The sequence below is a fragment of the Candidatus Enterococcus testudinis genome (assembly GCF_002140915.1).
Lineage (GTDB): Bacteria > Bacillota > Bacilli > Lactobacillales > Enterococcaceae > Enterococcus_D > Enterococcus_D testudinis.
This window is the reverse complement of sequence record NZ_NGKU01000001.1, coordinates 898,252-908,547: the sequence shown is the minus strand read 5'-3', so window position 1 is coordinate 908,547 and position 10,296 is coordinate 898,252. Positions and strand designations below refer to the sequence as shown.

Genomic DNA, 10,296 nt, shown 5'->3' with positions numbered 1-10,296 from the left:
ATATTTTACCGTATCCTACTATTTTTACAAGCAGCAAAAAACAATATACAAAAATATCCCAAAGAACAAGTTGTATTGTCCTCTGAGATACCTTTCAAACTTTAAGGTGAAGTGCTAGATAAACACCACAGTTTCCGTCACTTCAATTGCTGGGTCCAATGATTGGATCACTGGACAATTTGCTGCGATCAGTTTTAAGCAGCGGATGGCTTTTTCTTGATCTGCTTCAGCGACTTTGGCGCTGAAATTGATTTGGATTGCGCTGACTGGTTCGGCTTTTTTGTCTGGGTTGCGGTCATAGCTGACTTCGATTTTGCTGATGTTTGCGTCTACTTTGGAGTTTTCCAAAACTGAGCGATAGACATATCCGCCACATGCGGCGACGGCGCTAACCAGCATTTGTACTGGAGAATAACCTTGTTCTCTGGCTAAGATCCAATCACCATTCGGTGTCTGCATCTCAAATTTATCACTTCCATTGCTGCCTTCATAAATCGTTAATGTTTCGACTGTCATTGTTGTTCTCTCCTTACATAGTGACCCGCTGTGATTTCGATCCATTCGAAATGCGGGGTCAGCTGAATGATTTGATTGATTTCTGGTTGGGCCATCGCAGCCCGTGCCAAGACCGGATCGGCGATTGGCGCCGCGGCCAATAGTTTCTTGGTATATGGATGTTGCGGATCCGCAAACAACTGCTGCGTAGGTGCCAATTCTACCAACTTCCCTTGGTACATGACTGCTGTACGGTCACTGATATGACGAATCACAGACAGGTCATGGGAAATAAAGAGATAGGATAAAGAAAACTCTTTTTGCAAGTGCAGCAATAGTTGAATGATTTGCGCTTGGATCGACACATCTAATGCAGAGGTCGGTTCATCACACAACACAAAAGCTGGGCGATTGACGACTGCTCGGGCAATGCCGATCCGTTGCCGCTGTCCACCACTAAAACTCTTTGGCAGCTTATAGACATCTTCGCCGGTAATGCCTACAATGGACAAAATCTCTTTGGCCTTCGCTGCAGCCGCTTCTTTGCTGTCGTTCAATAAAGGTTCCATGACCAGTTCCAAAGCAGTCATGCGCGGATTCAACGAAGAGTACGGATCTTGAAAAATAACCTGCATTTGCTGATAGGCGGCTTTTTTGTCGCTTTCAGACAATGTTGCAAGTGCTTGTCCTTCGTAAAAGACTTCCCCTGATGTCAGCTGTTCCAAATTGAGGATACTGCGACCCAATGTGGTCTTGCCACTACCAGACTCGCCTACCAAGCCCAATGTTTCACCTCGATGAATCGTCAATGATACATCTTCTACAGCCCGTACTTCATTGACGATGCCCCGCCAATTCTTGCTGCGAAATGTTTTGCTGGCATGTTCTACCCGAATCAATTCTTCCATGCTGCGTCCTCCTGACTCGTCCACACCCGATGTGTTGTACTTATTTCTTGCTGATGTAAGCTGTCCGGTAAGTCTTCATGGTAATCAAAGACTTTCAATTCTGCATGCTTGTCTCCCAAATGGGCTGCTTGCAGTAATTGTTTGGTATAGGGATGCACTGCATGATAAAAAATATCTTCCGTCGTCCCTTCTTCTACCACGCGCCCTTGATACATAACTTTGATATAATCGCACATGCCCGCAACAACACCAAAGTCGTGGGTCACCAAGACAACTGACAATGCATTCTCTCTTTGCAATGATTTGATCAGTTGCAAAATTTGGGCTTGGATCGTCACGTCCAATGCAGTGGTCGGCTCATCCGCAATCAACAATTCTGGTTGCGCCAACAAAGCCATCGCGATCATCACCCGCTGCCGCATCCCGCCTGACAATTCGTGAGGATATTGCTTCATCCGTTGCGCTGGATCAGGGATTCCAACCTTCGTCAATTCTTGGATGGCGACTGCTTGGGCTGCTTTTTTGCTGAGTGATTGATTGCGGCGAATGACTTCTACTAAATGATAGCCGATGGTTCTAAGGGGATTCAGTGAAGTCATTGGGTCTTGGAAAATCATCGCAATCGGTAGTTTACGTCGATTGGAAACTGGCTGACCGTTGAAGATGTATGTATCAAAGTGATCACTGACATATTCCGGCAGAATGTCCATCACGCTTTTCATGGTCATACTTTTGCCACTGCCAGATTCACCAACGATCCCAACGACTTGCCCTTTTGGAATCGATAAATCGACATCTTTGACTAACTTTTTTTCGCCATGCTTATTCTTGAAGGTGACCTGCAAGCCTTTGATGGTCAATAATTCTTTTGTCATGGTCACACCTCTCTTTGGAGCACATGTTTGATCATGTCTCCGATATTATTGAAGGAATAAATCGTAAAAATCACGAATAGGCCCGGTAAGATGGCCATATAAGGTGCCCGTTGCAAACTGTTTTGGGCGTTTTGCAGCAAACTGCCCCATGAAGCCATTGGTTGTTGGATTCCTAAACCGAGGAAGCTCAATGCCGATTCAGTCATAATGGCACTGGAAATACTCGCCGATGCCGCCACGATCAACGTTGGTAAGACAGCTGGAAATACATGTTTAAAGATAATATTGATGGATGAACGACCGATAAATCGACCGTAGGCAACATATTCTCTTTCTTTGGCAGCTAATGTTTCCCCACGAATCAATCGAGCGATACTCATCCATGAGAACCCGCCGATCACGATGATGATGGTGGTCAATCCAGGCCGTAAAAAGACACTCAGCACGATCACCAGCACCAACCAAGGAATCGACGAAAGCACGTCAACGATGCGCATCAATATACTATCCAACCACCCGCCAAAATAGCCTGCGGTCAATCCAACCAACGTGCCGATCAACGTGGCTGTGATCATCGCCAAGACGCCAACCAGCAGTGACACACGGCCGCCGTAAACAACACGAATAAAGTAATCGCGACCAACTTCATCTGTCCCAAACAGGTGGGTCCAGCTAGGCGGTTGCGACATATTGCTGACATCTGTTGCATTCGGATCGATGGGAATCAATGGTGCCACCAATGACAAGAGGATCAGCAGTGTCAAGAAGATGACAGAGAAGGTATAGACAGGTGATGAAAGAATCGTTTTCCTGATTGCTTTGGTTCGTTTCATGACTTGCTTCCCCCTTTGCGTATCCGCGGATCAACCACAGAATACAGTACATCTGCCAACAGATTCCCCATAATAACGAGGGTTGCTGATAGCAGCATGATTGCCATGATCACTGGATAATCTAAGCTTTTGGTGGCACTCATCAAGTACGGACCGACACCTGGCCAGCCATAGATGGTCTCAGTGATGATTGCCCCGGTAACCAACATCGGCAGTGCCAAACCGATTTGCGTCACAACAGGAATCAAAATATTGCGGCTGATATGACGACTGAAGATTTGCCATTTGCTGGCATGAAATGCTTGCTGGACTGTGACATAATCTTCTGAGACTTGTTGAGTCGCAGAGGCCCGAATGTATCTAGTCAAGTCAGGGAAAAAGGCCACTGTCAGGGTAATATACGGCAAAATAAAATGTTGGATGAAATCGCCAAAATCCCCCTCTTTCCCCACCGTATGCATGCCAATGATCGGGAACATATTCAATAAATAGCCAAAGACGTAGATCAAAATCATAGCAAACCAAAAGGTAGGGACCGCAATCCCTAGAGACGCAACTGCATCAATGATACGGTCCCACATCTTGCCTTTGTTGGCAGCTGCCAGCAAACCTAAGACAATCGCTAAGACCAGCGCAGTGACATAGGCGGGCAGGACCAAGCGGATCGTATTGGGAATTCGGGTCGCTAATTCTGAAGATATACTGTTTTGAGAAACCAAAGAAAAACCGAGATTTCCGGTCAAAATATTTTTGATCCACAAAAAGTATTGGATCAAAAAGGGTTGATCCAATCCATAACGTTGGCGCAGCAAATCAACTTGTTCTTGGGTCATGTTCGGCGTTGTGATAGAGTCGATCACATCATAAGGTGCAATATGTATCAAAGAAAAAACAATAAATGAAATCACGAATAGCAGCGGAATAGCCTGCAACATTCGTTTGGCAATATATTGGAACATGTCTGACCTACTTTCTTGTTCATCAAAAAAGGCTGTGATAAACACGCTTTATCACAGCCAATGGACTACTTGATTGTCAATTTAGACATATCTTCGAAGGTGTAGATTGGAATCAATGATGCATCTTCTACATTTCCGATTCGGTTATTGACCGCTAAAATTTTCTTGTTGTCAACGATTGGGTAGATGATTGCTTCGTCTGCAATCGTTTGTTGTAATTCATCATACAAGTCAGCACGTTTGTCTGCGTCTAACTCAACGGCTGCTTCCGCAAACAAGCTATCGATCGCGTCGATTTTGGCTTGGAAGTAATTTGACCCACCGCCAGTTGTAAATAAACGAGCATAAAGATCAGGATCATTACCCATGATGTACCCGCCAAGGAATAAGTTATACTTGGTGGAGTCTGCTTTTTTCAACTCAGTGAAGATCGCCGTACCATCGCCACCTTCAAGAGTGACTGTGATTCCTGCTTGTTGCAATTGTTGTTGGATCAAAGTAGCTTGAATCGTTTGTGCAGGATCTGTTGAAGTGAAAGCGATATTCAATGTCAAATCAGACACGCCAGCTTCTTGTAATAATTCTTTGGCTTTATCGACATTGGTTTCGTATGTTTCAACATCGTCTGTAACATATGGATTTTGTGGCGGCAAGAATGAATAAGGTGTGTCATAATATTCATCACTTAGGTATGCCCCTTGATTCAATTCATCTTTGTTCAAGGCATATAAAACGGCTTGACGGACTTTGACGTCTTTCAATTCATCTGTATTGGTGTTCAAGCCTAGATAGCCGATCCGGTTTTCAGTATATGGATAGACGGTGATTTGAGAATCATCCAAATCATCAATATCTGAAGGCAAGACAACCGCTGCATCAACTTCGCCTTTTTGCAAAGCAACTTTTGCTGTATCCGTACTTTCAATGATACGCAATGTCACATTTTTGATTGAAGGCGTGCCTTCAAAGTAGTTTTCATTGGCTTCAAAGGTAAAGTATTCACCGCGCTTGTATTCTTTTAATTTGTAAGGGCCTGTGCCTACTGGTGATTCTGGTAATTCAGCAACAGAAAAATCTGTCACATCTTTGTAAATGTGTTCTGGAATAATGTATGTTTCAGTTGCGATATTGCTGACAGCTGATGCACTAGGTGAAGGCAAGACAAATTTCACCGTATAGTCATCGACTTTTTCGATTGAGATCGGTTGATCACCGACCCATAATGAATCGGCATTGCCATTTTCTTTTTTGACTTTTTGTTCATAGGTGAACACTACGTCATCGGCTGTGAAGTCTTCGCCGTCAGACCATTTGACATCTTGTCGTAATTTGACAGTCACGGATAATCCGTCCTCTGCCGCTTCCACTGATTCAGCCAGAACATTTTTGGTTGTGCCATCGGCTTCCACTGCCACTAATGGTGAATAGATCATGTTGGTGACGGTCAAGCCCCAACGGTCACTGGTGTTGATTGGATTTGTTGATGACGGATCTCCACTGATTGCATACGTAAATGTTGAATCATCCGCTGCTGCCGTAGTGGAGCTGTTTGTTGTTTCATCTGTACTATTTGAAGAACCGCAAGCTGCCAGAGCGAATCCCAACCCGATCACAGAAATACTTGCTAAACCTTTTTTCCAATTTATCATATTTATCCTACTTCCTATTCCCATACAGGTATACTAGATTTTTTTGTTACTTCGTCAATAATTGCTTTGACTTCATCCGTCTGATAATACGCAACAACGGTTTGATACACTTCATTGTCTGTTTCATCTGCCCTAGCCGCTATCACATTGTAATAAGGCGTTGATGAGTCTGCGACTGGTTCTAAATAAATAGCATCCTCCGTCGGGATCAACCCAGCATCAACGGCCATGCCATTGTTGATCAATGATATATCGACATCCGTCAATGCCCGCGCGGTTTGATTCGAATCAAGCAATTCAAACTTCAATTGTTTCGGATTGTCTGTGACATCACTGGTTGTTGGCAACAACCCTTTGTCTTCATCTAATGTGATCAATCCTGCTGTTTGCAACAATAACAATGCGCGGCTTTCGTTAGAGACATCATTTGGCAAAGCCACAGTGGCACCATCTGCCAATTCACTGATATCAGTGATTTTCTCAGAATAGATCCCTAAAGGATTCAGCGTCGTATAAGCAATCGTCGTATTCGAATAGCCGCTTTCTTCGTTGACATTGTCCATAAAAATCTCCGTTAGTGCAGCATGCAAATCAATGGAACCATCTTCTAACGCAACGATGGGCTGACGATAATCCGTGAATTTGACCAATTGCAGATCAATATTTTCTTTTTCTTTCAATTCTTCCTGGACATGTTCCCATGCCTCATTTTGCTCTCCAACAACGCCTAATTTGACGACAGTTGTTTCCTCCGCTGCGTTCGTATTGCCGCAAGCAGCGAGCGCCCCTATTGTCAATAAACCAACCAAGCCTAATGACAAGCGGACCAAATGTTTTTTCATCTTCCTTTTATCCCCTTTTGTTCCCTCCTCAAGTCAGTCGATCCTTTGTATGCAGGCAATCAATAGCAACTAGACCAATTGGCTAGCTTGAAACTATTTTTTTCACGCTATCTTCATACTACCTGTCTGAAGCAAGCGCTGCAAACAAAAACATCGGAATGACTATTCATATGTAGTGTAACTTTATCCTATACATCTCAAACTGTCAATAAAATCACTTCATATAAATCGTCCTTTTTTATCTGTTGTTTCGACTGCTTTTACAAGGGTTATTGAAATACTTGTAACGCTTGTTCCAAATCATTGATCAAGTCTTGCTGACTTTCGATTCCAATCGAAAGTCGCAACAAATCCGGTGTCAGACCATAAGATTCCCGTAATTCTTTCGGGATATCTGCATGGGTCTGCGTGGTTGGATACGTGATCAGACTTTCCACACCTCCTAAACTTTCAGCAAATGTAAATACCGTTAATGCCTGCAAAAAGGCACTGATTTTCGCCGCATCTTTGACACGGATACTGATCATGGCACCAGCTTCCGGATACAGAACATCCTTCACTAAAGGATGTTCTTTCAAATAAGAAACAACGTGTTTGGCATTGGCTTCTTGTTTCTCCAAGCGCAGCGGCAATGTCTTCAAGCTGCGGATAAACAGCCACGTATCGAAACTACTCAATGTTGGGCCAGACGTATTGGCAAGAAAATAAAGCCTTTCCCCTAATGCAGCGTCTTTGGCTACGACAACGCCAGCCAAAATATCATTATGCCCAGACAAGAATTTGGTTCCGGAATGGATCACGATATCGGCCCCTTCTTCTAAAGGCAACTGCCGCAATGGCGTCAAAAATGTGTTGTCAACAATCAGGAGTGCTTCATATTGATGAGCGATTTTTGCTGTTTCTGCAATATCCGTGATGGTCATCAGTGGATTGGTAGGTGTTTCAAGGAACACTGCAGTCAACCCGGGGGCAGCCTTTTCTGCCAGTTCTTCAATGGAACTGAAGGTATCAAAGGTCGCAATCTGACGCTTCTCCAATTCATCAAAGTAGCGGAAGCTGCCACCATAGAGATCCCGTGAAACCAGAAAGCGACTGCCGCTTGGAAATAAATCGAAAATCAACGCAATGGCACTCATACCAGAACTGGTGACAACCGCTTTGGCTCCATTTTCCAACTGAGCGAGACCTGCTTCCAAAATATCTCGGGTAGGATTCTTAGTCCTTGTATAGTCATAGCCAGTACTTTGCCCTAATTCAGGATGGGCAAAAGTAGTGGATAGATAGATGGGCGCGCTGATGGCACCTGTTTGTTTGTCTGAACGATTGCCTAATTGTGCGAGAAATGTTGCCGTATCAATTGTCATGTGTATCCTCCTCAAAATGCTGTTGTGCTTTATACGTGTTGATTGCTTCAATCAATCGGTCCAATGCAGTTTCAATGATTGTCGGCGTTGTCGCAAGATTCAGACGAATGAACCCGTCATAGTCTTGCGAAAACCATGCCCCATAATCAACGGCCAATCCAGCGCTGTCTTGAACGACTGTTTTTAAGTTTGGCACTTCTAAACTGGACAAGTCGATCCACAGCAGATAGGTTCCCTCTAAAGGCGCAATGCGGGCTTCTGGTACTTCCAGCTGCAAGCGCTGTGCGATATAATCAGCATTCTCTTGAATGACTGTTAGAACCTCTGCCAGCCACTGATCGCCGTGTTGGTAGGCTGCTTTGGCTGCAGTCAGACCGAAGATGTTGACTTCTGTTTGTTTGTATTGCGATGCCCATGCATCGTATCTGTCTCTCAATTCCTCACTAGGCAACCACACATGGGACAAAAGCAATCCCGCCAAGTTAAAGGTCTTTGATGGTGAATTGACGATGATCAGATCTTGAAAGCCAATTGACTCTGCCACAGTGACAGCTGATACGAATTGGTTTCCCGGCAAGATCAAATCAGCATGGATCTCATCCGCAATCACCAACACGTGGTACTTTTGACAAATCGCCAACAAACGCTGGACCTCGTCGAAACGCCAAACCCGTCCTGCAGGATTATGGGGCGAACAAAAGAGAAATAGTTTCACTGCTTCTGTTTGGATTTTGCGTTCAAAAGCAGCAAAATCGATGCGATACGTATCGTCAATTTTTTGCAAAGGTGCCTCAATGATTCTTCTTTTGGTATCTTTGATACTATCGAAAAAGGGATAATAGACTGGTGGTTGGATCAAAATCGCATCGCCGACTTTTGTGAAACAATGAAGCAAATCATACAACGATTGCACCACCCCTGTGGAAAACCTAAGCCATGTTTCATCGACTTGTGTTTGCCAATGACGCGCTTGCCACCCTTGATAGGCAGCCGCATAATCTGCAGGTACAATGCTGTAGCCAAAAGCCCCTTGCTCCACTCGACGGTGTAAGGCTTCTGTTGCTGCTTCGGGTACGGCGAAGTCCATATCGGCCACCCACAACGGCAACAAATCTTTTCCCCCGAAGCGTTGATCTACCAGATCCCATTTCAGAGAATCGGTCTGCGTGCGGTCTTTTGCGCACGCTGCGATAAATGTGTCAGTCGTCATTGATACTGTCTCTCCCTTCCAACTCGCTGCCGATCCGGTACCCTTCTTTGGTCGGCTGGATCGTTAGATCATATGGTGTACGCTGATAGGTTTCATTGATCCAATTGCTGAAGAACAATGATGCATGTCCTCGCCAGCGATTGGTGATTTTGCTCCCTAAGCGATGATCCGCAAAATAATTTTCTGGCAACGATGTATCCAAACCCCGTTCCATATCCCGCAAATATTCTTCATTCAATGTGGAGGTATGGTATTCAAAATGGCCCAGCAAAAAGACATTTTTGTGGTCGTGGGAGGCAAAAATCGTTGGGCCTGTATCTCGTCCTGCAGCCAACACTTCAAGCGGAGCTTGCTTCAACTGTGTCTCATCAATCCCTGTATACCGAGAATGCGGTGTGTAAAAAACATCATCAAACCCGCGGACCAAAGGATGAAAATGAGTCACTTCTTGTTCAAAGACCCCAAATAATTTTTTGGGATAACGGACTTTATCAACCCCATAATGATAATAAAGACCCGCTTGCGCCCCCCAGCAGATATGCAACACAGAAGTACAATTGGTCTGACTCCACTGCATGATTTCTTGAAGCTCTTGCCAATAATCAATGTCTTCAAAAGGCATTTTCTCTACTGGCGCGCCAGTAATGATCAAGCCATCAAAGCGTTGGGGTTGGATTACGGAAAACTCTTTATAAAATTTCTCCATATGATTCAACGATGTGTTCTTACTTTCGTGGTATGCCATTTTCAACAATGTGACCTCGATTTGCAAAGGACTTTGAGACAATAGTCGCAACAACTGATTTTCTGTAGCAATTTTTTGGGGCATCAAGTTGACGATAGCGATTTTCAACGGGCGAATTTCTTGCTGCACCGCTTTATGTTGAAGCAAAGCAAAGACATTTTCTTTTTGCAGCAAGGCAGCTGCAGGCAATTCTTTGGGAATAATGATTGGCATTTCTTTCTCTCCTTTTGATATGATGGTTCATTGCTTGTGGGGGAGATATTCTGTTTACTATCGCTTACACGGCGGTGACTACCCTGTCATGCTCCGCAAGTCAATCGTAGTGATTCGGAACGAAGGGGACTACCCTCCCTACGGTCAGCCAGTACTGTTCATCATCTACTCTGCCTTGCTCCGCAAGTCAATCGTAGTGATTC

Annotated in this window: 10 protein-coding genes; all 10 read right to left on the bottom strand. The window is 44.5% G+C overall.

Translation table 11 applies throughout. The features are described from left to right. Positions 1-114 precede the first annotated feature (114 nt). A complete protein-coding gene (locus A5886_RS04390; RefSeq protein WP_086273816.1) occupies positions 115-516 on the bottom strand; it encodes an OsmC family protein in 402 nt (133 codons plus the stop codon). After that, entirely contained in the window at positions 513-1,403 is an 891-nt protein-coding gene (locus A5886_RS04385; protein WP_086273815.1) for an ATP-binding cassette domain-containing protein, read from the bottom strand. The genes A5886_RS04390 and A5886_RS04385 overlap by 4 nt, the downstream gene beginning before the upstream one ends. Then, a complete protein-coding gene (locus A5886_RS04380) occupies positions 1,391-2,278 on the bottom strand; it encodes an ABC transporter ATP-binding protein (RefSeq protein WP_086273814.1) in 888 nt (295 codons plus the stop codon). The genes A5886_RS04385 and A5886_RS04380 overlap by 13 nt, the downstream gene beginning before the upstream one ends. 2 nt (positions 2,279-2,280) lie before the next feature. After that, positions 2,281-3,111: an ABC transporter permease gene (locus A5886_RS04375; RefSeq protein ID WP_086273813.1), complete on the bottom strand. Its 831-nt coding sequence runs from the start codon at positions 3,109-3,111 to the stop codon at positions 2,281-2,283. Beyond that, complete coding sequence (locus A5886_RS04370; RefSeq protein ID WP_086273812.1) at positions 3,108-4,070, bottom strand: ABC transporter permease; 963 nt, start codon at positions 4,068-4,070, stop codon at positions 3,108-3,110. Before A5886_RS04370 ends, A5886_RS04375 begins: the two co-directional genes overlap by 4 nt. 65 nt (positions 4,071-4,135) lie before the next feature. Then, complete coding sequence (locus tag A5886_RS04365; RefSeq protein WP_086273811.1) at positions 4,136-5,719, bottom strand: ABC transporter substrate-binding protein; 1,584 nt, start codon at positions 5,717-5,719, stop codon at positions 4,136-4,138. Between the two features lie 14 nt (positions 5,720-5,733). Next, positions 5,734-6,561, bottom strand: coding sequence for a MetQ/NlpA family ABC transporter substrate-binding protein (locus A5886_RS04360; protein WP_086273810.1), 828 nt, complete (start codon positions 6,559-6,561; stop codon positions 5,734-5,736). A 269-nt stretch (positions 6,562-6,830) separates the two neighbouring features. Then, complete coding sequence (locus A5886_RS04355) at positions 6,831-7,925, bottom strand: aminotransferase class I/II-fold pyridoxal phosphate-dependent enzyme (RefSeq protein ID WP_086273809.1); 1,095 nt, start codon at positions 7,923-7,925, stop codon at positions 6,831-6,833. Further along, positions 7,915-9,135, bottom strand: coding sequence for a MalY/PatB family protein (locus A5886_RS04350; protein WP_086273808.1), 1,221 nt, complete (start codon positions 9,133-9,135; stop codon positions 7,915-7,917). The genes A5886_RS04355 and A5886_RS04350 overlap by 11 nt, the downstream gene beginning before the upstream one ends. Next, on the bottom strand, positions 9,125-10,093 hold the full coding sequence (locus A5886_RS04345) for a homoserine O-succinyltransferase (RefSeq protein ID WP_086273807.1): 969 nt from the start codon (positions 10,091-10,093) through the stop codon (positions 9,125-9,127). The genes A5886_RS04350 and A5886_RS04345 overlap by 11 nt, the downstream gene beginning before the upstream one ends. Between the last annotated feature and the right edge of the window lie 203 nt (positions 10,094-10,296).

Excerpts from the sequence above, each read along its gene's own strand:
- A5886_RS04390 (WP_086273816.1), bottom strand. The coding sequence starts at position 516 with ATGACAGTCGAAACATTAACGATTTATGAAGGCAGCAATGGAAGTGAT.
- A5886_RS04385 (WP_086273815.1), bottom strand. The coding sequence starts at position 1,403 with ATGGAAGAATTGATTCGGGTAGAACATGCCAGCAAAACATTTCGCAGC.
- A5886_RS04380 (WP_086273814.1), bottom strand. The coding sequence starts at position 2,278 with ATGACAAAAGAATTATTGACCATCAAAGGCTTGCAGGTCACCTTCAAG.
- A5886_RS04375 (WP_086273813.1), bottom strand. The coding sequence starts at position 3,111 with ATGAAACGAACCAAAGCAATCAGGAAAACGATTCTTTCATCACCTGTC.
- A5886_RS04370 (WP_086273812.1), bottom strand. The coding sequence starts at position 4,070 with ATGTTCCAATATATTGCCAAACGAATGTTGCAGGCTATTCCGCTGCTA.
- A5886_RS04365 (WP_086273811.1), bottom strand. The coding sequence starts at position 5,719 with ATGATAAATTGGAAAAAAGGTTTAGCAAGTATTTCTGTGATCGGGTTG.
- A5886_RS04360 (WP_086273810.1), bottom strand. The coding sequence starts at position 6,561 with ATGAAAAAACATTTGGTCCGCTTGTCATTAGGCTTGGTTGGTTTATTG.
- A5886_RS04355 (WP_086273809.1), bottom strand. The coding sequence starts at position 7,925 with ATGACAATTGATACGGCAACATTTCTCGCACAATTAGGCAATCGTTCA.
- A5886_RS04350 (WP_086273808.1), bottom strand. The coding sequence starts at position 9,135 with ATGACGACTGACACATTTATCGCAGCGTGCGCAAAAGACCGCACGCAG.
- A5886_RS04345 (WP_086273807.1), bottom strand. The coding sequence starts at position 10,093 with ATGCCAATCATTATTCCCAAAGAATTGCCTGCAGCTGCCTTGCTGCAA.